The organism is Saccharothrix longispora, assembly GCF_031455225.1.
Lineage (GTDB): Bacteria > Actinomycetota > Actinomycetes > Mycobacteriales > Pseudonocardiaceae > Actinosynnema > Actinosynnema longispora.
The window spans coordinates 5872422-5895172 of the sequence record NZ_JAVDSG010000001.1 but is presented as its reverse complement, the minus strand read 5'-3'; the positions used below and the strand labels follow the sequence as shown (position 1 = coordinate 5895172).

General features: G+C 75.0%; 22 protein-coding genes. 11 read left to right on the top strand and 11 right to left on the bottom strand.

The window, feature by feature from the left end; translation table 11 throughout:
• Positions 1 to 100: 100 nt before the first annotated feature.
• A complete protein-coding gene (locus tag J2S66_RS24690) occupies positions 101 to 391 on the top strand; it encodes a hypothetical protein (protein WP_310309667.1) in 291 nt (96 codons plus the stop codon).
• Here the strand turns inward: J2S66_RS24690 and J2S66_RS24685 are convergent.
• The 4 genes from J2S66_RS24685 to J2S66_RS24670 are packed head-to-tail and all read right to left on the bottom strand — an operon-like array spanning position 367 to position 5368.
• A complete protein-coding gene (locus J2S66_RS24685; protein WP_310309666.1) occupies positions 367 to 1452 on the bottom strand; it encodes a glycosyltransferase family 4 protein in 1086 nt (361 codons plus the stop codon). The genes J2S66_RS24690 and J2S66_RS24685 overlap by 25 nt on opposite strands.
• On the bottom strand, positions 1445 to 3955 hold the full coding sequence (locus tag J2S66_RS24680; protein WP_310315055.1) for a glycosyltransferase: 2511 nt from the start codon (positions 3953 to 3955) through the stop codon (positions 1445 to 1447). The genes J2S66_RS24685 and J2S66_RS24680 overlap by 8 nt, the downstream gene beginning before the upstream one ends.
• A gap of 29 nt (positions 3956 to 3984) precedes the next feature.
• The gene (locus J2S66_RS24675) at positions 3985 to 4392 is read right to left on the bottom strand and encodes a CU044_2847 family protein (RefSeq protein ID WP_310309665.1); all 408 of its coding nucleotides are present in this window, start codon (positions 4390 to 4392) and stop codon (positions 3985 to 3987) included.
• A 55-nt stretch (positions 4393 to 4447) separates the two neighbouring features.
• Positions 4448 to 5368 carry a glycosyltransferase family 2 protein gene (locus tag J2S66_RS24670; RefSeq protein WP_310309663.1) on the bottom strand — a complete coding sequence of 307 codons (921 nt, stop codon included), beginning with the start codon at positions 5366 to 5368 and terminating at the stop codon, positions 4448 to 4450.
• Between the two features lie 20 nt (positions 5369 to 5388).
• Here J2S66_RS24670 and J2S66_RS24665 point away from each other — a divergent pair, with 20 nt between their 5' ends.
• From J2S66_RS24665 to J2S66_RS24650, 4 genes are all read left to right on the top strand, one after another.
• Positions 5389 to 6423: a glycosyltransferase family 4 protein gene (locus J2S66_RS24665; RefSeq protein WP_310309662.1), complete on the top strand. Its 1035-nt coding sequence runs from the start codon at positions 5389 to 5391 to the stop codon at positions 6421 to 6423.
• A gap of 79 nt (positions 6424 to 6502) precedes the next feature.
• Positions 6503 to 7627, top strand: a complete 1125-nt coding sequence (locus J2S66_RS24660; protein WP_310315052.1) for a glycosyltransferase family 4 protein — start codon at positions 6503 to 6505, stop codon at positions 7625 to 7627.
• A gap of 66 nt (positions 7628 to 7693) precedes the next feature.
• Positions 7694 to 8137 carry a DUF4396 domain-containing protein gene (locus tag J2S66_RS24655; RefSeq protein WP_310309660.1) on the top strand — a complete coding sequence of 148 codons (444 nt, stop codon included), beginning with the start codon at positions 7694 to 7696 and terminating at the stop codon, positions 8135 to 8137.
• A gap of 10 nt (positions 8138 to 8147) precedes the next feature.
• Entirely contained in the window at positions 8148 to 9005 is an 858-nt protein-coding gene (locus J2S66_RS24650) for a glycosyltransferase family 2 protein (RefSeq protein ID WP_310309659.1), read from the top strand.
• A 15-nt stretch (positions 9006 to 9020) separates the two neighbouring features.
• On the opposite strand, the gene J2S66_RS24645 is transcribed toward J2S66_RS24650, so the two are convergent.
• On the bottom strand, positions 9021 to 9401 hold the full coding sequence (locus J2S66_RS24645; protein WP_310309658.1) for a hypothetical protein: 381 nt from the start codon (positions 9399 to 9401) through the stop codon (positions 9021 to 9023).
• 156 nt (positions 9402 to 9557) lie between these two features.
• On the opposite strand from J2S66_RS24645, the gene manB reads away from it, so the two are divergent.
• Positions 9558 to 10634: a mannose-1-phosphate guanylyltransferase gene (manB, locus tag J2S66_RS24640; protein WP_310309656.1), complete on the top strand. Its 1077-nt coding sequence runs from the start codon at positions 9558 to 9560 to the stop codon at positions 10632 to 10634.
• Positions 10635 to 11558: a DNA-3-methyladenine glycosylase family protein gene (locus J2S66_RS24635; protein WP_310309654.1), complete on the top strand. Its 924-nt coding sequence runs from the start codon at positions 10635 to 10637 to the stop codon at positions 11556 to 11558. It begins immediately after the preceding gene.
• A 25-nt stretch (positions 11559 to 11583) separates the two neighbouring features.
• Here J2S66_RS24635 and J2S66_RS24630 read toward each other — a convergent pair whose 3' ends face one another.
• The 4 genes from J2S66_RS24630 to J2S66_RS24615 are packed head-to-tail and all read right to left on the bottom strand — an operon-like array spanning position 11584 to position 15193.
• Positions 11584 to 12132 carry an NUDIX hydrolase gene (locus J2S66_RS24630; RefSeq protein ID WP_310309653.1) on the bottom strand — a complete coding sequence of 183 codons (549 nt, stop codon included), beginning with the start codon at positions 12130 to 12132 and terminating at the stop codon, positions 11584 to 11586.
• The gene (locus J2S66_RS24625) at positions 12129 to 13457 is read right to left on the bottom strand and encodes a coenzyme F420-0:L-glutamate ligase (RefSeq protein WP_310315049.1); all 1329 of its coding nucleotides are present in this window, start codon (positions 13455 to 13457) and stop codon (positions 12129 to 12131) included. The genes J2S66_RS24630 and J2S66_RS24625 overlap by 4 nt, the downstream gene beginning before the upstream one ends.
• Positions 13450 to 14415 carry a 2-phospho-L-lactate transferase gene (gene cofD / locus J2S66_RS24620; protein WP_310309651.1) on the bottom strand — a complete coding sequence of 322 codons (966 nt, stop codon included), beginning with the start codon at positions 14413 to 14415 and terminating at the stop codon, positions 13450 to 13452. Before cofD ends, J2S66_RS24625 begins: the two co-directional genes overlap by 8 nt.
• A gap of 25 nt (positions 14416 to 14440) precedes the next feature.
• Entirely contained in the window at positions 14441 to 15193 is a 753-nt protein-coding gene (locus J2S66_RS24615; protein ID WP_310309650.1) for a site-2 protease family protein, read from the bottom strand.
• Positions 15194 to 15533: 340 nt separating this feature from the next.
• Here J2S66_RS24615 and J2S66_RS24610 point away from each other — a divergent pair, with 340 nt between their 5' ends.
• Both J2S66_RS24610 and J2S66_RS24605 read left to right on the top strand, forming a co-directional pair.
• A complete protein-coding gene (locus tag J2S66_RS24610; RefSeq protein WP_179118482.1) occupies positions 15534 to 15770 on the top strand; it encodes a WhiB family transcriptional regulator in 237 nt (78 codons plus the stop codon).
• A 131-nt stretch (positions 15771 to 15901) separates the two neighbouring features.
• Positions 15902 to 19204 (top strand): glycosyltransferase, encoded by a 3303-nt coding sequence (locus tag J2S66_RS24605; RefSeq protein ID WP_310309648.1) that lies wholly within the window; start codon positions 15902 to 15904, stop codon positions 19202 to 19204.
• A 154-nt stretch (positions 19205 to 19358) separates the two neighbouring features.
• On the opposite strand, the gene J2S66_RS24600 is transcribed toward J2S66_RS24605, so the two are convergent.
• Both J2S66_RS24600 and J2S66_RS24595 read right to left on the bottom strand, forming a co-directional pair.
• Complete coding sequence (locus J2S66_RS24600; protein ID WP_310309646.1) at positions 19359 to 20168, bottom strand: transposase family protein; 810 nt, start codon at positions 20166 to 20168, stop codon at positions 19359 to 19361.
• A 131-nt stretch (positions 20169 to 20299) separates the two neighbouring features.
• Complete coding sequence (locus tag J2S66_RS24595) at positions 20300 to 20746, bottom strand: metallopeptidase family protein (RefSeq protein ID WP_310315046.1); 447 nt, start codon at positions 20744 to 20746, stop codon at positions 20300 to 20302.
• Positions 20747 to 20892: 146 nt separating this feature from the next.
• Between J2S66_RS24595 and J2S66_RS24590 the strand changes: the two genes are divergently transcribed.
• Both J2S66_RS24590 and J2S66_RS24585 read left to right on the top strand, forming a co-directional pair.
• Complete coding sequence (locus tag J2S66_RS24590) at positions 20893 to 21249, top strand: DUF3499 domain-containing protein (protein WP_306748527.1); 357 nt, start codon at positions 20893 to 20895, stop codon at positions 21247 to 21249.
• Positions 21250 to 21395: 146 nt separating this feature from the next.
• The gene (locus tag J2S66_RS24585; protein WP_310315044.1) at positions 21396 to 22748 is read left to right on the top strand and encodes a phosphomannomutase/phosphoglucomutase; all 1353 of its coding nucleotides are present in this window, start codon (positions 21396 to 21398) and stop codon (positions 22746 to 22748) included.
• Positions 22749 to 22751: the final 3 nt, after the last annotated feature.

The window sequence follows — 22751 nt, the reverse complement described above, 5'->3', positions numbered from 1 at the left end:
GATCGGGTAGAGATCGGAAAATGTTCCAACTGAGCTTGCCTCGTTTGCTGGCAAGTGGCAAAGCTAGCGGAACCATTTCCACACGATCGAGGAGGCCGTGGTGGCCGCTCAGGCGATCCGGGTGCTGGACGACACGCCGCTGCGCGCGTGGGTGGACCACGGGACCGCGACGGTCCACCTCGCCGTCGGCCCGCCGCCGGACGAGGTGCTGGTGGACCTCAGCCTGGTCGGCGCGTCACGGCTGGCCGACGCGCTCCGGCGCGAGGTGGCGGTGCTCGAACCGACCGGCTACGACTGCGACGAGTGCCTGGACACGGGCACGCTGTGGACGCCGATGGCCAGGGGTGCGGTCTCGATGGCCTCGTGTCACTGCCCGGCGGCGCGCCGGTAGGCCCCCACCGTCGCCGACGCCGTGCGGCGCCACGTGAACTCGGCCGCGTGCGCGCGCCGGGCCGCCGCCACGGCCGCCGTCGAGGGCGTGCCGGCGGCGTCCTCCAGGGCCTGCGCCAGCGCCTCGACGTCACCGATCGGCACGTGCACCGCGTGCCCGTCGGCCACCTCGCGCAGCGCCGGGACGTCCGTGCACACCACGGGCACGTCGCACGCCAACGCCTCCAGCACGGGCAGCCCGAAGCCCTCGTCGCGCGACGGCAGCACGAGCGCCGCCGCGCCGGCCACGACGCTGCGCAGGTCGACGTCGTCGAGGTACCCCGTGCGCAGCACCCGGTCGTCCGCCGACCGCGCCCCCGGCCCGGCCAGCACCAGCGGCGGCAGCGAGGGCCGCGACGCGTGCGCGGCCACCAACGTGCCCAGCCCCTTGCGCGGACCACCGGCCCCGACGAACAGCAGGTACTCCGACGGCAGGCCGAGCCGCGCGCGCAGCGCGGGCGACGGCGGCCGGGCCGTGAACCACGCCGGGTCGACGCCGAGCGGCGTCACGACGATCTTCGACGCGGGCACGCCCAGGCGCTCCTCCACCACCGACGCGACCGCCCGCGTGGGCGTGCACACCACGTCGGCGCGGGCCGCGGAGCGCCGCACCAGCTCCGGCAGCCGCCGGTCGGACGGGGGCAGGTCGCCCGGCGAGTCCAGGAACGCCAGGTCGTGCACGGTGACCACGCCGCCGGCGCGGATCGTGGGCGGCAGCACGAAGTTCGTGCCGTGCATGACGTCGGTCGGCCCGGCCAGGAACTCCACCGGCGGGAACGGCGCGCGCAGCCAGAACTGCCGCAGCAGCCGCGCGGACACGGGCAGGCCGCGCGCCAGCACGTCGTGCGGCAGCACGGTCCGCAGCGCCCGCCAGCCGCGCAGGGTGAACGCCACCGCCCGCACGTCGACCTCGGCCGGCACCGACGCCAGCTCCTCGGCCAGCGCCGCCGTGTAGCGGCCGATGCCGGTCCGGTGCCCGAGCAGCGGGGTGCCGTCGATCAGCACCCTCAGCGGCCTAGCCACGGCGCAGCTTCTTCAGCACGCGCCCGGAGGCGCGGCGGGCGACCTCGCGCGGCCCGCCGGCGGTCAGGTACTCGCGCACCAGCTGCACGTCCCGCTGCACCTTGTCCAGCGTGCCCAGCGGCCGGTTGCGGACCATCGGCGCCGCGCCGGGCAGCCGGTCGGCGGCCGGCCGCGGGTTGCGGCAGAACTCCACCAGCGGCGCCAGCACGGTGTCCCAGGTGAACCGCTCCCGCACGACGGCGATCCGCTCGGCGCACGCCGCCGCGAACGCCTCGTCGTAGAGCACCCGCTCCAGCGCGTCGGCGAGCGCGTCCGGGTCCTCGGACCGCACGACCACGCCCAGCCCCTCGCGGCGCACCAGGTCGGCGAACGAGTCGCCGTCCGTGGTGACGATCGGCAACCCCGCCCACAGGTAGTCCAGCACCCGGGTGCGGAAGGCGAACGTCGTCTCGACGTGCTCGAAGTGCGTGGTCACGCCCGCGTCCGCGTCGAGCAGCCAGTTCTGCCGGTCCTGGTAGGGGACCCAGGCCTCGTTGAAGAACACGTGCGAGCCGGTCAGCCCCAGCCGGGCGGCCAGCGCCCGCGTCCGCGTGCCGATGTCCATGTCCGGCACCTCGGGGTTCGGGTGCTTCATGCCGAGGAACACCAGCCGCACGTCCGGCCGCCGCGCCCGCAGCCGGTCGACCGCCGTGACCAGCGTCAGCGGGTCGAACCAGCTGTAGACGCCGCCCGCCCACAGCACGACCTTGTCCGAGTCGGCCAGGTCCAGCGAGGCGCGCAGCCCCGGCCCGGTGCGCTGCGGCGGTTTGCCGGACAGGCCGAACGGGACCTCGGCGAGCAGCGAGCGCGTGGTCGGGTCGTTGTCGTACAGCGACGGCGTGAGGCGGCCGATCGCGGTCAGGTGGCCGAGCCAGAAGTGCCGCTGCCGCTCGGAGGCGCACAGGAAGAAGTCGCCGCGCCGCATCTGGTTGTCGATGACCCGGGTGACGCCGACCAGGTCCAGCTCGCGCTGCTCGTCGGTCGAGTCCTTGCCCTGTTCGAGCAGCTCCAGGTGCATCGGGTCGTAGACGTCGCAGACGACGATCTTGGTGTTGCCGGGTTCCTTGAGGAAGGCCAGGTTCTCCAGCACGTGGCCCTGGAGCACGACCACGTCGGCCCACTCCGCGTGCTCGACCAGCTCGCGCCGCACGGCGCGGACCACCGGGAACGGGGCCTCGGGCGGGTCGCACCGCGCGTTGGTCGTGACCAGCCGCACCTCGTGCTCGCCGGCCAGCACGTCGGCCATGTTCCACGCCCGGATCGCCGGGCCCGCCATCCGGTCGGAGAGCGCGTCCCCGGTGATCACCAGCACGCGCCGGGGCCGGCCGAAGACCTCCTCCAGCCCGAACACCTCGACCAGCACGTCGTGCGCGGCCAGGTAGCGGGGCAGCGGGTAGGCGGGCTCCATCGCCTTGCGCATCAGCGGCAGCAGGTCGGCGTCGGTCAGCCGGCGCGCGGCCTGCTCGGCCTTCCGCGACTCGGCCAGCGACGGCAGCAGCTCCACGAACTGGTCGATCGCGAGGAACCCGGCCAGCGCCTGCCGCGGCACGGGCACGGGCGCGCGGTCGTCCTCGGGGTCGGCGGGTCGGCGGGTGATCTCCAGCTGGGTGGCGTCCAGCTCGCCGCGCGCGGTGGCCCGCCGTACCACCAGGGCCAGTGCGGCCGGCAGCGCCTTCGCCAGGGTCTCGTCGGAGAAGTTCTTGTAGAGCGCGGCGAGGGCGTTGCGCTCCAGCAGGTACAGCTCGCGGCTGGTGTCGATCCGCGACATCGACGCGTGGTGCTTGTGGAAGGTCAGGGACTTCGGCTCGTAGCGGACGCGCCAGCCGCGCAGGTTCATCCGCCAGCCGAGGTCCACGTCCTCGTAGAACATGAAGAAGCGCTCGTCGAAGCCGCCCAGCTCGCGGAACACCGACGTGCGGACCACCAGCGCCGAGCCGGTGCCGAACAGCACGTCGCGGGGCGTGTCGTGGGTGCCGTCGTCGGGCTCCCCGGCGTGCCGCTTGTAGCCCATGCCGAACCAGGTGAGGCCGCCGTCGACGAAGTCCACGTCCCGGCCCTCCCAGTCGAGGACCTTCGACGCGACCGCGCCCACGGCGGGTTCGGCGTGCAGCACCCGCACCGCCTCGCGCAGCCAGTCCCGGTGCGGGCGGGCGTCGTTGTTGAGGAACGCGACGACCGAGCCGCGGGCGTGCTCGACACCGAGGTTGCAGCCGCCCGCGAAGCCGAGGTTGGTGGGCGCCTCGACGACCTCCGCGGCGGGCGCGGCGGCCCTGACGCGCTCCGCGCCGCCGTCACCCGAGGCGTTGTCGACCACGACGACCTGGAGCTTGTCGGCCGGGTAGTCGAGTTCCCCGAACAGCGCTCGCAGGCAGGTCGTGGTGTCGTCGGCGCCGCGGTAGTTCACCACGACGACGGTCACATCAGGCAGGCTGCTCCCTCGCTCCACGCGCCAACTCTGCCTCATCACGCTCCGCAGCGTGCGGTCGCGGTGGCCTACACCTCACCGGTCGGGTCGCCGCCGACCGGGTCGGCCCCCGGCGCCCCCTTCGCCCCCGACTCGCCGTCCTCGGCCGGCGGCGCGGCGTCGAGGCCGTCCCGGTGCCACTCGACGGTGATCTTGATGTGCGCCTCGGCGGACGAGCGGGCGATCCCGAACGCGCCGGTCACCCCCGCCTTGAGCCCGATCTCGACGGCCACCTTGTCGGGGCGCGGCGGCGGCATGTCGCCGATCTTCCGGGCCACCGAGCGGGCGACCTGCCGGGCCCGCTCGACCCCCTGCTCCAGGGTCTCCTCGACCCGGTCCCAGCGCCGCCCGGCCCGCACCGGGCCGTCGTACTCCTCGTCCAGCTCGAACGGCACCAGCTCGCCGTCCTCCGTGCGCACCTCGACGTACTCGGTCACTTCGCTCCTCGTCAGCCGGTTCCAGCAGGTTTCGCCGCCCGGACGCCGGTGTGCCCTACCGGCCCGCCCACTCCCGCCACACCGCGCGCCTGGGCACCGCCGCGCGCCGGCCGATCCGGGCCCGTTCCACCAGCGTCGCGGGCAGCCGGGCCAGCACCTCCAGCAGCACTCGGACGCGCAGGCCGACGCGGAAGTTCTCCGCATCCGGGCGGTCCCGGCGCAGCGGCAGCAGGGCGGTGATCGCGGCGAAGCGGGCCGGTTCCCGCAGCGCGACGGCGAGCGGGGCGCAGCGCAGCAGCATCAGCAGCCGGTTGCGCTCGTTCCAGCGGTGGAACGGGCGGGAGCCGGGGTTGGTGCTCGCCCCGTGCCGGTGCCGGACCCGCGCAGGGCCGACGGACAGCACGCGGTGGCCGCCCAGGCGCAGCCGCCAGGCCGTGTCGGTGTCCTCGTAGTAGCAGAAGAACCCCGCCGGGACGCCGCCCGCGCGCGCCAGGGCGGCCGTGCGCAGCAGCGCCGCGCCACCGCAGAAGCCGAACACCTCGCGGCCCGCGAGCACCAGGTCCACGCCGTGGCCGTCGGCGGTCAACCGGACGCCGACCGACTGCGTGGAGCCGTCCGCGAGCACCATCGACGAGGTCGCGGCGGCGGCGTCCGGGGTCGCGTCCAGGGCGTCCTCCAGGGCGGCCAGCCAGCCGTCGTCGGGCACCGCGTCGTCGTTGAGCCAGGCCACGTACTCGCTGGTCACGTCCGGCAGCACGGCCGCCAGGCCGCCCGCGTAGCCGAGGTTGCGGGGCAGCCGGACGTGCTCGGGCGCGCTGGGGTGGGCCGCGACCAGGTCGGCGGTGCCGTCGTCGGAGGCGTTGTCCACCACGACCGTCCGGTGCGGGCGCTGGCGGGCGAGGGCGTCGAGGCACGCGGTGATGTGCCCGCGACCGCGCCACGTCACCACGACCACCGTCGTGCTGGGGGTCGACACGGCGTGAGACGGTACGCGACGTGCCGAACCTGGTGGTGCTGACCGAGCAGTTGCTGGCCCCGGTCCCCGGTGGGACCGGCCGGTACACCCGCGAGCTGGCCGCCGCCCTGGCCGCGACCGCGCCGCCCGGCTGGACCGTCACCGGCGCCGTGAGCAGGCAGGCGGACGTGTCGGCGGCCGTCGTGCCCGGGGTCGGGGGTCCGCGGGTGCTGCCGCTGCCCCGGCGCGCGCTGATCGCCGCGTGGGAGCGCGGCGTCCCCTACTGGCCCGGCGGCGACTCGGTGCACGCGTTCACGCCGTTCGCGCCGCCGCGCGGGCGGGTCGTGGTGACCGTGCACGACACCGTGCCGTGGACGCACCCGTCGACGCTGACCCCGCGCGGCGTGGCCTGGCACCGGCGCGCCATCGGGCGGGCGGTGGCGCGGGCCGGCGCGGTCGTCGTGCCGACCGCGACCGTCGCCGGGGAGCTGCGCCGGCACGCGCCGGGGCCCGCGCCCGTGCACGTCGTCGGCAACGGCGTGACGCGGTTCGCCGAGGAGGAGGCGGTGCCGGTCCCGCCGCGGTACGTGCTGGCGATCGGCACGATCGAGCCGCGCAAGGGGTTCGACCTGCTCGTGGCCGCGACGGCCGAGCTGGACGTGCCGCTGGTCGTCGTCGGGCCGCAGGGCTGGGGCGGGGTGGACCTGCGCGCGCCGCACGTCCGGCTGCTCGGGCGGCTCACCGACCCGCAGCTCGCGTTCGTCCTGCGCCGGGCGGCCGTGCTGGCCGCGCCGAGCCTCGCCGAGGGCTTCGGCCTGCCGGTGGTGGAGGCCATGGCGGCCGGGGTGCCCGTGGTCCACTCGGACGCGCCCGCGCTGGTCGAGGTGGCCGGCGGCGCGGGGGTCGAGGTGGCGCGCGGCGACCTGGCCGCCCTGACCGCCGGACTGCGCCCGGTGCTGTTCGACACAGCGCTGGCGGAGCGGCTGAGCGCCGCCGGCCGGACCCGCGCCGAGGCGTTCACCTGGGAGAACGCCGCCCGCGCGGTGTGGGGTGTGCACCTGGGACTGTTTCGTTGACGAATCGTTTGCGCCATTCCGGGACACCCCGCCGTTCGTCCGCCGTACCCTTCACCGCGTGTCACCCGCCGAACCCAGCGTGCTGATCGACGCCACCGCCGTGCCGGCCGACCGGGGTGGCGTCGGGCGGTACGTGGACTCCCTGGTGAACGCCCTGGACGCCGACGGCGCGCGGCTCAGCGTGGTCTGCCAACCGCGCGACGCCGCGCTCTACGCGTCCCTGGCGCCCCGGTCGCGCGTCGTGGCCGCCGCCGACGCGGTCGCCACCCGCACGGCCCGCCTGAGCTGGGAGCAGACCACGCTGCCGCGGATCGCCGCCCGGCTCGGCGTGGACGTCGTGCACTCGCCGCACTACACGCTGCCCCTGGCCAACCGCACCGCGTCGGTCGTGACGCTGCACGACGCGACGTTCTTCACCGACGCCGTGCTGCACTCGTCGGTGAAGGCCAGGTTCTTCCGCGCCTGGACGAGGGCCGCGCTGCGCCGCGCCTCGCTGTGCGTGGTGCCGTCCCGCGCCACCGCCGACGAACTGGCCCGCGTCGCCGGTGCCGACCGGCGTGCCCTGCACATCGCCCAGCACGGCGTGGAGACCGACCGGTTCCGCCCGCCGACGGCCGCCGAGGTGGCGGAGGTGCGGCGGATGCTGTCGCTGGGGGACACCCCGTACGTGGCGTTCCTCGGCGCGCTGGAACCGCGCAAGAACGTGCCCGCGCTGATCCGCGGCTTCGCGCAGGCGTGCCGGGATCGCGCCCGCCCGCCCGCCCTGGTGCTCGCCGGGCAGCCCGGCTGGGACAGCCAGGTGGAGCGGGCGCTGGACGCCGTGCCGCACCGCATCCGCGTCATCCGGGCCGGTTACCTGCCGTTCTCGTCGCTGGCCGGGTTCCTGGGCGGCGCGGAGCTGGTGGCCTACCCGTCGCTGGGCGAGGGCTTCGGGCTGCCGGTGCTGGAGGCCATGGCCAGCGGCGCGTGCGTGCTGACCACGCGCCGGCTGAGCCTGCCCGAGGTGGGCGGGGACGCCGTCGCGTACTGCGGGGTGGGCGCGGGCGACATCGCCGCCGCGCTCGGCGAGCTGCTGGACGACCCGGCCCGCCGGGACGCCCTGGGCGCCGCGGCCCTCGTCCGGGCGAAGGACTTCGCCTGGTCCACGTCCGCCGCCCACCACCGCCTGGCCTACGAGCGCGCGGCCCGCGTCCACCGCCGCTGACCACCCCCGTCCCGACCCGGGTCACCCCTTGCCGTCCCTATACCCCCTGGGGGTATATTGGGCGGTATGAAGGCATCCTGGTCAACGGCGGTCTCCGCCACGCTGCACTGCCTCACCGGCTGCGCGATCGGCGAGGTGCTCGGCATGGTCGTCGGCACCGCGCTCGGCCTGCCGAACTGGGGCACGGTGGTGCTCGCGGTCGCGCTGGCGTTCTTCTTCGGCTACGCGCTCACCATGCGGGGCGTGCTGCGCACCGGGCTCGCGTTCGGCGCGGCCCTGAAGGTGGCGCTGGCCGCGGACACCGTGTCGATCGCGGTCATGGAGGTCGTCGACAACGCGATCATGGTCGTCGTGCCCGGCGCGATGGAGGCCGGTGTGGCGAGCCCGCTGTTCTGGGGCGCGCTGGCGTTCTCGCTCGCGGTCGCGTTCGTGCTGACCGTGCCCGTCAACCGGTGGCTGATCTCGCGGGGCAAGGGGCACGCCGTCGTGCACCACGCGCACCACCACTAGGGTGGCCGGCGTGACGCGCTACGGAGACGGCCTGGCGGTGGTGACCGTCACCTACTCGCCCGGTGACACCCTGGACACGTTCCTGTCCACGCTGGCGTCGGCGACGACCCGACCGGTGTCGGTGGTCCTGGCCGACAACGGGTCCACCGACGGCGTCCCCGAGCGCGCGGCGGCCGAGCACGACCACGTGGCGTTCCTGTCGACCGGCGGCAACCTCGGCTACGGGGCCGCGGCCAACCTGGGCGTGCGGTCCCTGCCGGACTCGGTCGGCTGGGTCGCGGTCGCCAACCCCGACCTGTCGTGGGGCGTCGGCAGCCTGGACGCCCTGCTGGAGGCCGCCAAGCGCTGGCCCCGGGGCGGCGCGTTCGGCCCGCTGATCCGCGAACCGTCCGGCACCGTCTACCCCTCGGCGCGCCTCCTGCCGTCCCTCGGGCGGGGCCTGGGCCACGCCGTCTTCGGGCACCTGTGGCCGGCCAACCCCTGGTCGACGGCCTACCGGCAGGCCGCGGCGTCCCTGGAGGAGCGCACGGCCGGCTGGTTGTCCGGCTCGTGCCTGCTGCTCAGGCGCGAGGCGTTCGACTCGGTCGACGGCTTCGATCCGAGGTACTTCATGTACTTCGAGGACGTCGACCTGGGCGACCGCATCGCCCGCGCCGGCTGGCTCAACGTGTACGTGCCGGAGGCCGAGGTGGTGCACATCGGCGGCCACTCGACGAAGCGCGCCTCGTCCCGCATGCTCGCCGCCCACCACTCCAGCGCCTACCGCTACCTGTCCGACCGCCACCGGGGCCCGCTGTGGGCCCCGGTCATGCTGGCCGTGCGGGCGGGCCTGTCGCTGCGGCTGAAGGTCCTGACCCGCAGCGGCTAGACCGGTCCGGTGGCCTCAGTCCCCGCTCAACCGCCCCGACAACCCGGGCGGCGGCTGGCTGGGGCCGCCCGACAACCGCTGCGACAGCGACGGCCGCGACACCGGGACCTGCTGGACCGTCGGCACCGGACCGGGGGCCACGCGCAGCTCCTGCTCGGGCTCCGGCGGCGCCGCGGGCGGAGGGGGAGGGGCCGGCCTGCCCGCCGCCACGTGGGCGGCCAGGACCATGGTCGAGTCGGGGTCCATGCGGGGGTCCACGGCGTTGACCATGCTGCGCGGGATCTGCTGGGTGGCCGACGAGTCCATCGGCGACGTCATGTTGTCCGGCGTCACGACGTGGATGCCGCGGGCACGTGCACGGGCGAGTGCCGCGTCGGCCCGAGCGCGGGGGTCCATCCGGATCTCTCCTGCGTGCTTTGGGCCGGCGGTGAACGCCGGCGGTGCCGGATCGGTGTGCGCTCCCCGGACCCGGACCACCGCCCGTGCCGTCGAGGTGCTCGTGCCAGAGTATTCGCAACTCAGGGTGGACGTAAGCGGAGGAGGAAAAACGGCATGTCGGAGCTGCAAGGCGCCGAGGCGGTGGTTCTGGTCGGGGGCAAGGGAACCCGGCTGCGGCCACTGACCCTGTCCGCCCCCAAGCCCATGCTGCCGACGGCCGGGGTGCCTTTCCTCACCCACCTGCTGTCGCGCATCAGGGAAGCCGGGATCACGCACGTGGTGCTCGGCACGTCGTACAAGGCCGAGGTGTTCGAGGAGCACTTCGGCGACGGCTCGGCCCTCGGCCTGGAGCTGGAGTACGTGGTCGAGGACGTGCCGCTGGACACGGCGGGCGCGATCCGGAACGTGGCCCACAAGCTGCGCGAGCGCGACGTGATGGTGTTCAACGGTGACATCCTGTCCGGCGTGGACCTGCGCGGCGTGCTCGACACGCACCGCGGGTCCGGCGCGGACGTGACGCTGCACCTGGTCCGCGTCGAGGACCCCCGCCGGTTCGGGTGCGTGCCGACGGACGCCGACGGGCGCGTCACCGCGTTCCTGGAGAAGACCGAGAACCCGCCGACGGACCAGATCAACGCGGGTTGCTACGTGTTCAAGCGCGAGGTGATCGAGGGCATCCCCGCGGGACGGCCCGTGTCCGTGGAGCGCGAGACGTTCCCCGGGCTGCTGGCGGCCGGCGCGCGGGTGCAGGGGTACGTCGACGCCTCGTACTGGCTGGACCTGGGCACGCCCGCCGCGTTCGTGCGGGGTTCGGCGGACCTGGTGCGGGGGGTCGCGCCGACCGCGGCGCTGTCCGCCACCGGCGAGGCGGTGCTGCTGCCGGGCGCCGTGGTCGACGAGTCCGCGGTGGTCCGGGGCGGCACGACGGTCGGGGCCGGGTGCACGGTCGCGGCCAGTGCCGTCGTGGACGGCGCGGTGCTGTTCGACGGCGCGGTGGTCGGCGAGGGCGCGCGCGTGGAGCGCAGCGTGCTGGGGGCGAACGCCCTGGTGCAGGCAGGCGCGGTGGTCGTGGACGCGGTGATCGGCGACGGCGCCGTGGTCGGCGCGCGGTGCGAGCTGCTCGGCGGGGTCCGGGTGTGGCCGGGGGTCGTCCTGCCCGAGGCCGGGATCAGGTTCTCCGCGGATGCCTAGGTGACGGACCTCCGGGTGGCCGGCCGGACGTGGGCGCCCCCGTTCCCGCTCGACCTCGGCGCCGTGCTGGGGCCGTTGCGGCGGGGACCGGGGGACCCCTCGTTCCGCACCGCGACGGGGAGCGGGACGGGTGCCGGGGTGTGGCTGACCGCCAACACCCCGGCCGGTCCCGGCACCCTGCGCGTCCGGCGCGGCGACGCGGTGGAGGCCGAGGGGTGGGGGCCGGGGGCCGACTGGCTGCTGGACGGCCTGCCGGCCCTGCTGGGCGCCTCCGACGACGACTCCGCGTTCGAGTGCCACCACCCGCTGGTCGCGGAGGTCCGCCGCCGGCGCCCCGGCCTCAGGCTGTCGGCCACGGGCCGCGTGTGGGACGCCCTGCTGCCCGCCGTGCTGGAGCAGAAGGTGACCGGCACCGAGGCCCACCGCTCGTACCGCGAGCTGTGCCTGCGCTTCGGCACGGCGGCGCCCGGCCCGCTGCCCGACCTGCGGGTCCCGCCGACACCGCGCGCGATCCTGTCGATCACCGACTGGGAGTGGCACCGGGCGGGCGTGGACGGCGCGCGCCGCCGCACCCTCGTCGCCGCGGCCCGGGTGGCCCACCGGCTGGAGGACGCGTGCGCGCTCGGCGGCGAGGCCGGGCGGGCGCTGCTGCGCACGGTGCCCGGCATCGGCGCGTGGACGGCGGCCGAGGTGGCGCAGCGCGCGTGGGGCGACGCGGACGCGGTCAGCTTCGGCGACTTCCACGTGGCCGGCCTGGTCGGCTGGGCCCTGCTCGGCCGCCGCATCGACGACGACGCCATGGCCGCCGAACTGGCCGTCTACGCGCCGCAGCGGCAGCGGGCGGTCCGCTACGTCCTCGCGGCGGGACTCGGCAAGCCCCGCTTCGGCCCCCGCTCCAGCCCGCGCGACCACCGCGCCCGGTGACCCGGGGCCACCGGACGACCGCGGCTCAGCGCAACCGCGCCAGGGCCGCCTCGATCATCGGGAACAGGTCGTCCACGTTCGCGGGCATCGAGTCGAGCGGCCACCACTGGAGGTCGACCGACTCGGCGCTGCGCGTCGGCCGGGCGCCGACCGGGGCCCGCACCAGGTAGCGGACGTCGAAGTGGCGCGTCGGCTTGCCCAGCGAGCACGTGATCGGGTGCACGTCGAGGTGGATCGGCGTCGGCTCGACGCGCAGGCCCCGGATGCCCGACTCCTCGGTCGCCTCGCGCAGCGCGGCGCCGGCGAGCGTCGTGTCGGTCGGCTCGCAGTGCCCGCCCAGCTGGAGCCAGCGGCCCACCCTCGGGTGCAGGGTGAGCAGGGTCGCGTCGGCCGTCGCGTTCAGCACCAGCGCCGACGCGGTGACGTGCCCCGGCTCGCACGAGCGCAGGCAGCCGTCCTCCCGCGCCGCCAGGAACCCCAGGTACGCCTGCCGCAGCGACTCCTGGGTGCGGTCGGCGGGACGCCACCCGCCCAACGTGGCCACGGCGTCCGCGTGCAGGTCCTCGACGCTCACAGCTCCACGAACCCTTCGAGGTCACGGGGCGGGCGCGGGGTCAGCGGCGTCCCGGGCACGCCGACCGCCACCGCCCCCAGCGGCTCCCACGTCGCCGGCAGGTCCAGCGCCGCGCGCACCACGTCCGGGCAGAAGATCGTCGACGACACCCAGCACGAGCCCAGGCCCTCGGCCGCCAGCGCGACCAGCAGGCCCTGCACGGCGGCGCCGCCGGCCACGGTGAACATCGTCCGCTCGGCCGACGCGCGCCGCTCGTCCGGGTAGTCGTGCGCGCCCTCGCGCACCAGGAACGGCAGCAGGACCTCCGGCGCGTCCCGCAGGAAGTCGCCGCGCGCCGTGCGGCGGGCGATCGCCTCCTCGGACAGCCCGTCGCCGCGCAGGTCGGCCACCCACCGCTCGCGCATCGCGTCCAGCAGCGCCGCTCGCCGCGTCGTCGGCCGCACGAACCGCACCGGCCGCGTGTGGTGCGGCGCGGGCGCGGTCAGGGCGGCGCCCACGGCCCGCCGAAGCGCGTCGACGTCCACCGGCTCCGCCGCGAACGAGCGCACCGACCGGCGCAGCAGCACCGCCTCCGCCCGGCCCTGCGCGACCGCCTCGGCCGTGCCCAGCCGGAACAGGTCGTCCTCGACCGGGCGGGCCAGGTCGCGGGCCGACGAACCGTCGTCGACGGGCGACAGGCCGCGCACCACCGCCACCGGCACCCCGCCGAGCTTGCCCTTGACCAGGTCGGCGGCGGCGGCGACCTCGTCGGCCACCGCGACCTCGGTCACCACCAGCTCGTTGCCCTGGCCGTCGACCGAGCCGGCGTACCGGTGCAGCACGCCCAGCCCGGACGCGCCGATCGCGGCGTCCGTCTGGCCCACCCGCCACGCCCGGCCCATCGTGTCGGTCACCACGACCGCCACGGACACGCCCAGCAGCCCGCGCAGCGCCGCCCGCAGCGCGCCGGCCGACCCGTCCGGGTCCAGCGGCAGCAGCGCGATCTCGTCACCGGCCACGTTGGACGCGTCCACCCCGGACGCGGCCTGCACCACGCCCAGCCTGTTCTCCGTGATGAGGGTCCGGCCGCGCCGCGCGATCACGCGCACCGCCTCGGCCCGCACCCACTCCCGGCGCACGGCGTCGCGCTCCCCGGGGTCGGTGGGCACGGGCACCAGCCGACCCTCCACTTTGGACAGCACCTTGGAGGTGACGACGACCACGTCGCCGTCGGCCAGCCACGGCGCGGCCGACGCGAGCGCCGCCGCCAGGTCGTCACCGGGCCGGAACTCCGGCAGCCCGGTCACCGGCAGGATCGTCAGGGCGGGCGAGGCGTGGTCAGCCAACCTCGACACCGGCCAGGTCCAGGGCGGCCTTCGCCATCGCGGCGGTCGCGTCCACATCGGACATCAGCAGCGGCACCGCGCGCACCGCCACGCCCGGCACGTCGCAGCGGTCGCCGGTGTGCACGAGCCAGCCGTCCAGCACGCCCTTGTCGGTCGTCCTGCGCGAACCGTAGTGGCGGCCGACCGCCTCGGCGGAGGTCTCCACGCCGATCGCGGACAGGCACGCGTCGGCCATCCCGCGCAGCGGCTTGCCGCCGACGATCGGCGAGAGCCCCACCACGCCCGCCTCGGTCTTGCGCAGCGCGTCGCGCACCCCCGGCACGGCCAGGATCGTGCCGACGCTCACCACCGGGTTCGACGGCGCGATCAGCACCGCGTCCGCACCCGCCAGCGCGTCGACCACGCCCGGACCCGGGGTCGCGGTCTCCGCGCCCACCGAGGCGAACGACTTCGCCGGCAGCGCCGCCCGGTGCCGCACCCACCACTCCTGGAAGTGGATCGCCTTCTCCCCGCCGTCGTCGTCCACGACGACGTGCGTCTCCACCCGGTCGTCGGACATCGGCAGCAGCCGCACGCCCGGCTCCCACCGGTGGCACAGCGCCTCGGTCACGGCCGACAGCGGGTATCCGGCGCGCAGCATCCGCGTCCGCACCAGGTGCGTGGCCACGTCCCGGTCGCCCAGCCCGAACCACGTCGGGTCCGCGCCGTAGGCGGCCAGCTCCTCCTTCACGGCCCACGTCTCGCCCGCCCGGCCCCAGCCGCGCTCGGCGTCGATCCCGCCACCGAGGGTGTACATGCAGGTGTCCAGGTCGGGGCAGATCCGCAACCCGTGCATCCACACGTCGTCACCCGTGTTCACCACGGCGGTGATCTCATGCCCCGGCCCGGCCAGGAGGCGCTTGAGCCCCACCAGGAACCGAGCCCCGCCAACCCCGCCCACCAGTACGACGACCTTCACGGGACGCCATCCTCCCACCCCGCGTTCAGCGCCAGAACATGAAGGTCCGCTGGCCGCGCCCGGCGAGCCAGTCCTCACCCCCGACCAGCCCGAACACCGCGTACGAGGCGTCGAAGAACAGCCGGGCGACGGTCGGGAACCCGATCAGCACCGCGAACAGCACGAACGGCGCCCACTGCCGGGCCTTCGCGCCGAACTGCCGCGCCGAGTACGACATGTACGGCTCGACCGCGCCCCAGCCGTCCAGGCCCGGGATCGGCAGGATGTTCAGCACGAACGCCAGGACCTGGAGCATCGCCAGGTAGGACAGGGCCGCGGCCAGGCCCAGCGGCGGCGAGAAGAACACCACCGACATCGCCAGCAGGAAGCCCAGCAGCAGGTTCGACAGCGGCCCGGCCAGCGACACCATCGACTCCACCCGCCTGTCGCGCAGCGCGTGGTGGTTGATCCACACCGCGCCGCCGGGCAGCGGGATGCCGCCGAACGCCAGCAGCACCAGCGGCAGCACGATGCTCAGCACCGGGTCGGTGTAGCGGCGGATGTCCAGGGTCAGGTAGCCCTTGGCCCGCACGGCGTGGTCGCCGCCCCGGTACGCCACGATCGCGTGACCGAACTCGTGCAGGCACAGCGAGACCGCCCACCCGCCCAGCACGAAGAGCACCGTGCCGCCGGTCAGGGCGACCCGCGACTCGTCGAACAGGGTCAGCACGGCGCCCGCCACCGTCACCGCGAGCAGGCTGAGGAACAGTGGACTCGGACGCACCGCTGATCGCTTCACCCCACCAGTGTGGCCTTCCCGGCCGGGTGGTCGACAGGTCGGTTGTTGGGCCATCCGCGCACGCGGTATCGCGCGCAGCGGCGCGTCAATCACCGTCTGTGCAGCCAGTCAAGGATTTTGCGGCCAACCGCGCGAATATCCCCCGTCCTGTGGACTCCGCTTGACCGGGTGTTGTGACACAGGTGTAATCACATCGGTGTCATTCGTCGTTGTGGGGACGGCGAGTGGTGTCCGCCAACCGGGGAGAGCGGAAGGCGAGGAGGCGGACCGGATGCAGGAATTCGACGGGGGTCGCATAGTGGACGGGGACGTCCCGGCACAGGAGCCGGTCGTGCTCGGCATGTTCGACGCGGCCGACGAGCAGGACTGGCAGGAGCGCGCCCTGTGCGCGCAGACGGACCCCGAGGCGTTCTTCCCCGAGAAGGGCGGCTCCACCAGGGAGGCCAAGCGGATCTGCCTCGGCTGCGAAGTGCGCTCCGAATGCCTGGAGTACGCGTTGCAGCACGACGAGCGTTTCGGCATCTGGGGCGGCCTGTCCGAGCGCGAGCGGAGGAAGCTCAAGAAGCGCGCCGTGTGAGCGCGTGTGAACCGGGTGTGTGGTCCGCGGTCCGATCCGGCCGCGTGATCGTGCCGCGTCGACCCCCCCGCCCCGTCCTGGCTTACCGTGGGCGTCCCACGGCGTAGTCGGAACGGATCGAGGAGCGGCACTTGACGAGCGGGGCTGCTCCACGGTTGCGCACCGCGCCCGTGCTGGCGGTGCTGGTGTGCCACGACGGCGAGCGGTGGCTCGGCACGGCACTGTCCGCGCTGCGCCGGCAACGCCCCCGGCCCCGGCACGTCATCGCGGTCGACACGGGGTCCGTGGACGGGACCGCGAAGCTGCTCGCCGACGCCGCCGAAGGTACCGATCGAGTGATCGACGGCGTGCTGACGCTGCCGCGCGGGACCGGTTTCGGCGAGGCCGTGCACGCCGCCGCGGAGCACGCCGTGCAGCGGTGGGGCGACCCCGGCTCGTGGCTGTGGCTGCTGCACGACGACTGCGCGCCCGAACCCGACTGCCTGTCCGCGCTGCTGACCGCGGCCGAGGTGTCGCCGTCGGCCGCCGTGCTGGGCCCGCTGGCCCTCGACTGGGCCGACCCGCGCCTCGCCGTGGAGGCCGGGCTGTCCACGGACTCCTCCGGGCACCGGCAGACCGGCATCGACGGCCCCGAACCGGTCGCGTCCGGCTACTTCGAGCAGAGCACCGAGGCCCTGGCGGTGCCGTCGGCCGGGTCGCTGGTCCGCCGCGCGGTGTGGGAGGCGCTCGACGGCTACGACCGGTCGATGCCGCTGCTCGGCGACGACGTCGACTTCGGGTGGCGCGTCAACCTCGCCGGGCACCTGGTGCTGTCCGTCCCGGTCGCCCGGATGCGCCACGCCCGCGCCCTCGTGCGCGGCGAGCGGCGGCTGGACGCCGCGGCGGCCCGACCGGGACCCGCCTTCCGGGGCGTCGACCGGGCGCACGGCCTGCGCACCTTCCTGGTCAACTGCGGGACCCCGTCCTTCCTGGTCGGCCTGCCGCGCCTCGCCGTGCTCGCCGTCCTGCGCGCCCTCGGGTTCGTCCTGCTGCGGCGGTTCGCCGACGCGCACGCCGAGGTCGGCGCGCTGCGCTACCTGCTCAGCGGTCGCGCCCGACTGCTGGCAGGACGCGCCGAACGGCCCGCGCGCGGCGTGCTGCGCGGCCTGTTCACCAGCCGGGTCACCCGGTTGCGCAACACCGTCCGCGCCGCCTCGGCTCACCTGATCAGGCGACGGGTCGAGGCCGACCTGGCGCTCGGCAGGCTGCCCGAGGACGGAAGGGCGGGCGCGTGGTCGCTGCCACCCGACGAGGAGCGGCGGGTGGTCGGCCCGGCCGCGCTGCCCGCGGGCGTGCTGTCCCGCCGGCGTCCCGTGCGGGCGACGGGCGGGCTGCGGCGCCCGGCGGTGACCGTGCCAGTGGGCACCGACGCGGTCCCGGCGGACCGCGTGCCCCGCCCCTCGCCCCGACCGCGCCCGTCGCCGGTGCCGCGGGGGAGCGCCGCCCCGACCACCGGGATCGTGTTCATCGAGGTCGACCGGGCCCGCGTGCTGCGCTCCCTCCTCCTCGGACCGCCGCTGCTGCTCGTGCTCGGGCTCGCCCTCTTCGGGCTGCTGGCCAACGCGTCGCGCCTCGGCACGGACCTCGCCGGCGGCCGGTTGCTGCCGGTCGGCGACCTGGCCACGACGTGGTCGTCCTACCTGGCCGCCTGGCACCCCGTGGCGGGCGGCACCACCGCGCCCGCGCCCGCCGCGCTCGCCGTCCTCGGCACCCTCGGCGTGTTCGTCGGCTCACCCGCCGGGCTGGTCGCCCTGCTGTTCCTCGCGGACGCGCCGCTGGCCGGCCTGGCCGCCTACGCGGCGACGCGGCGGGTGCCCGTGCGGCGGCCCGTGCGCGCCCTCGTGGCCGCCGCGTACGCCCTGCTCCCGGCCGCGACGTCCGCCGTCGGCCAGGGGCGGCTCGACGTGGTCGTGGTGCACCTGCTCGTGCCGGTGGTGTTCGCCGGCGTGGTGTCGGTGCTGCGCGGCGGCACGGGGGCGGCCTGGCTGCCCGTGGCCTCCGGGACCGCGCTGGCCGTCGCCGCGCTCGGCGCGTTCTCGCCGCTCGTGCACGGCCTCGTGGCGCTGGGCGCGCTGGTCGGGTTCGTCGTGGTGCCGGGCCGGGCGGGGGACGGGCGGCGACGGGTGGCGTCGCTGTTCGTGGTCGTGCTGCTGCCCGTGGCGCTGCTGCTGCCGTGGCCCGCCGTGGTGCTCCAGAACCCGTCGGTCGTGCTGCACGGCGTGGGCGCGTTCGCGGAGACACCGGTGTCCGGGGTGCTCGACCTGCTGGCGCTGCGGCCGGGCGGCACGGGCGCGCTGCCGTTCGTCGGGTTCGCGGTGGTGGCGTTCGCCCTGTTCGCGGGCGTGGTGCGGCCGGACCGGTCGATGCTCGCCGGTGTCGCGGTCGTCGTGCTCGGCGGGTTCGCGGTGATCGTGCTGCGGACGGTGTCGATCACCCCGCTGCCCGGCGGCCCCGCCCAGCCCGGCTGGACCGGCGGCGCGCTCGTGGTCGTCGGGTGGGGGCTGCTGTGGGTCGTGCTGGCGGCGTTCCGGCGGGACGCCGCGCCCGTGCCGTTCGCGCGCGTCGTGTCCGCGGTGGGCGTGGTGGCGGTCGTCGGCCTGGTGTGCTCGGGGTTCGCCGGCCTGCGCACCGGCGCGCTGACCGCCGACGCCGCGCGGCTGCCGTCGACCGTGGAGCAGGAGCTGCCGCGCACCGGCCGGTCCGTGCTGGTCATCGGCACGCCCACCAGGCTGGTGGCGGGTCGGCTGCCCGCGTTCGGGGACGACGACCTGGTGCCCGTGGCCACCGCCACGGCCCGGCTGGCGCGGTGGTCGCGCGACCTGACCGGCGGTGATCCCGCCGCCGCTCGGACCGCCCTGGCCCAGGTCGCGGCGTCCGGCGTGGCGTTCGTGGTCGTGCCCGACCTGGCCGCGGCGCGGCGGCTGCGCGACGCCGCGGGCGACCTGGTGGCCGTGACGCCCGCGATGAGCGACGGCCGACCCGTGCTGCGCGTGCAGCTGGCGGCGGGCAACGCCGTGCTGCTGTCCCCGGAACTGGCCCGCCGCGCCCGCACCGGCGGCAACCCGCCCGTGGAGCTGGGCGCACCCGGCATGGCCCCGGTGGAGGCGGCCCCACCGGAAGTGGGCGTCCAGGTCTCCGAGGGCCCCGAGGGCCGCCTCCTGGTCCTGGCGGCCGAAGAGGAGCCGGGCTGGCGCGCCACCGTGGACGGCAGGGAGGTCGCGACCGTCCGGGCCTGGGGTCACCTGGTGGGCGTGACCCTCCCGGCCACCCCCTCAGAGGTCCGCGTGGAGGTCTCCTCGACCTTGCGCGAGGTGCTCCTGCTGCTCCAGGCGGCCGCGGCCCTCTTCACCCTGCTGACCGCGATCCCCACCCGCCCACCCCGCCCCCGCCCCTGACAACCGGCGAGTCGTAAGCCCAGCCCGCGCGAGTCGTAAGTTCGCACCCGCTGAGTCGTAGCTTCACGCTCGGCGGTGTCACGTATGAACATGCGGAACAGGAGGCGTGAACTTACGACTCGCGGGGCGCGAACTTACGAGCGTTATTCAGAACTCACCAGCCGAGGCGGTAGAACTCCAGGCAGGTCACGATGCGGATGATGGTGGCCAGGTCGGCGAGTCGTCCGCGGTAGCCGGTGGCGAGGATTTTCCAGTTCTTCAGGTGGGCGATGGCGCGTTCGACGGGCCATCGGTGTTGGGCGATGAGGGTGTTCCAGGCCTGGTCGGTGGGGGTGTGTTCGGTGTGGCCGGGGCGTTTGCGGCGCGGGATGATCGCGTCGGTGCCCTGGTAGCCGAGGTCGGCGATGGTGGGGGTGGTGTGCAGCAGGTCGTCCAGGCCGGTCAGGTGGTGGGCGCGGCTGTCGTGGGTGCCGCCGGGCAGGGGTGGGGTGACGGCGAGCAGGCGGCCGTGCGGGTCGGTGGGGACCTGCACGGACCGGCCCTGTTCGCGGTGTTTGCCGTTGTAGTCGGGGTGTGGTCGGCGGCGGGTCCCGTCGGTGGGTCGGGGGTCGGGGTGGGCGCGGTTGCCGGTGGGGATCAGGGTGCCGTCGAGCAGTACCGCGGTGAGGCGGGGCAGCAGGTCGGGCAGGTGCGGGGTGTGTGGGCACAGCACCTGTCCGATCAGCGGGGCGATGCGGTGCAGGGTGCGGGAGACGGTGGGTTGGGAGATGCCGAACAGGTCCGCGGCCAGGGTCTGGGGCAGGTTCTGGCGCAGCAGGATCAGGGTGAGCGGCACCGACCGGTGCGTGCTCAGCGCCGGCGGGCGACCGCGCCGCCGGTCGGGGTCGGGCAGGAGTTGGCGGATCCGGGCGGTCAGTTCCCGGAGGTCGGCCGGGGGGAGCCCGGTCGTAGACTGGTAGCGCAACAGCCCTGCCCTGGTGGTCGTTTCCGTGGTAAGAACCGACCTTATCCGGGCAGGGCTGTTGTGCTACCCGCACCAGGCCACCCCACCGCCGCCCCAACCAACAGTTCTGAATAACGCTCTACGACTCGCGGTTATTCGCCGTCGATCACGTCGGGGTCCAGGCCCAGGTAGTTGGCCACCTGCTCGACCAGGACGTCGTGCACCAGGTCGGACAGGTCGGCGCCGTCCTTGGCCCGCGCTTCCAGGGGGCGGCGGTAGAGGACGATCCGGGCACGCCGGTCGGCGCCCGCGGGCACGAGGCGGGCCAGCGGCACGTTGCCGTCCTCGACCACGTCGCCGTCGTCGTCGTTCGGCGCCACGTCGGGCACGTCGTCGACCGCCACGTCCAACTGGGTCAGCTCGGTTCGCCACCGCGCCTCGATCGGTTCCAGCGCCTCCAGCACCAGCGCGTCGAACCGCTCGGCACGGCTGCGCGCCGCCGGCAGCGTCGCCGGGTACAGCGGACCCCGCAGTCCCCGACCGTGCCGGTCGCGGCTGCGCCGCCGCGGAGCGCCCTGCCGCCGTGAACCCCGAGCCATCACCACGGGACAAGGGTAGTTGTCGGTCGTCCGACCCCGTGCGGTGCCTCCGCGACCAGGCAACTCGCCCAAGTCCGGGCCCGTCGCGAGCGCCGCGCCGGAGGTAATCCAACACACCTCGCGCGGGACGCGATATCGTCCCCGCCGTGCGGAGCGTGAGACGGTGCTCGCGAACCGGGTGCGCTAACCCGGCAGTCGCCACGCTCACGTACGCCTATGCGGACTCCACGGCGGTCGTCGGGCCCCTCGCGACCTACTCCGAACCGCACTCCTACGACCTCTGCGAGGAGCACGCGCTGCGCCTCACCGCGCCCCGCGGCTGGGAGGTCGTGCGGCACCAGGGCGAGTTCCGGCCGCCGGAGCCGACCGTCGACGACCTGACCGCCCTCGCGGAGGCCGTGCGCGAGGCGGGGCGCACACCCGCGATCGAGGTCCCCGAAGTGCCCGCGGGCACGATCAGGCGCGGCCACCTGAGGGTCCTGCCCGACCCGCGCGAGGACTGATCCGCACGAGGACCGGGCCGACCCGCGCGAGGACTCGGGCGGGTCGTCACGAAGTCCGAACGACCCGACGACCGGACGCGGCCCCCGCGCCCGCGCCGGTAGGCTCCTCATCGCAGTGTCAAGAGCCGATTATCGGGAGTGTGGCCGTGCGCGATCTGTCCGGCATCGTCAAGGCTTACGACATCCGCGGTGTCGTCGGGGAACAGCTCGACGCGGATGTGGTGCGCGACTTCGGCGCGGCCTTCGCGCGCCTGGTCGGCGGCCCCGCCGTGGTGATCGGCCACGACATGCGCGACTCGTCGCCGGGCCTGGCGGCGGCGTTCGCCGAGGGCGTCACGGCCCAGGGCGTCGACGTGGTCAGCATCGGCCTGGCCAGCACCGACATGCTGTACTTCGCGTCCGGCAAGCTCGACCTGCCCGGCGCCATGTTCACCGCGTCGCACAACCCGGCCAAGTACAACGGCATCAAGATGTGCCGCGCGGGCGCCGCGCCGGTCGGCCAGGACAGCGGCCTGGCGCAGATCCGCCAGGACGCCGAGCAGGGCGTGCCGGACGCGGAGGGTGTGGCCAAGGGCACCGTCACCGAGCGCGACATGCTCGTCGAGTACGCCGCCTACCTGCACGAGCTGGTCGACCTGAGCGCGAACCGGCGGCTGAAGGTCGTGGTGGACGCGGGCAACGGCATGGGCGGCTACACCGTGCCGAAGGTCTTCGAGGGCCTGCCGTTCGACGTCGTCCCGATGTACTTCGAGCTGGACGGCAGCTTCCCCAACCACGAGGCCAACCCGCTCGACCCGAAGAACATCGTCGACCTCCAGGCCAAGGTCCGCGAGGTCGGTGCCGACGCGGGCGTGGCGTTCGACGGCGACGCGGACCGCTGCTTCGTGGTGGACGAGCGCGGCGAGCCGGTGTCCCCGTCCGCGATCACCGCGCTGGTCGCGGTGCGCGAGCTGGCCAAGGACCCGGGCGGCACGGTCATCCACAACCTGATCACCTCGCACGCGGTGCCGGAGATCGTGCGCGAGCACGGCGGCGTCCCGGTGCGCACCCGCGTCGGCCACTCCTTCATCAAGGAGGAGATGGCGCGGACCGGCGCGATCTTCGGCGGCGAGCACTCCGCCCACTACTACTTCCGCGACTTCTGGCGCGCGGACACCGGCATGCTGGCCGCGCTGCACGTGCTGGCCGCGCTCGGCGAGCAGGACGGGCCGCTGTCCGACCTGACCAGCGCCTACGAGCGCTACGCCGCGTCCGGTGAGGTCAACTCGACGGTGGACGACCAGGCCGGTCGGCTGGCCGCCATCAAGGCCGAGTTCGGCGGCCGGGAGGGTGTCGAGCTGGACGAGCTGGACGGCCTCACGGTGAACTTGCCCGACGGCTCGTGGTTCAACCTGCGCGCCTCCAACACCGAGCCGCTGCTGCGGCTCAACGTCGAAGCCGCCGACGCGGCCTCCGTCGCCGCTCTGCGCGACGAGGTCCTGGCGATCGTGAGGGGATGAGCG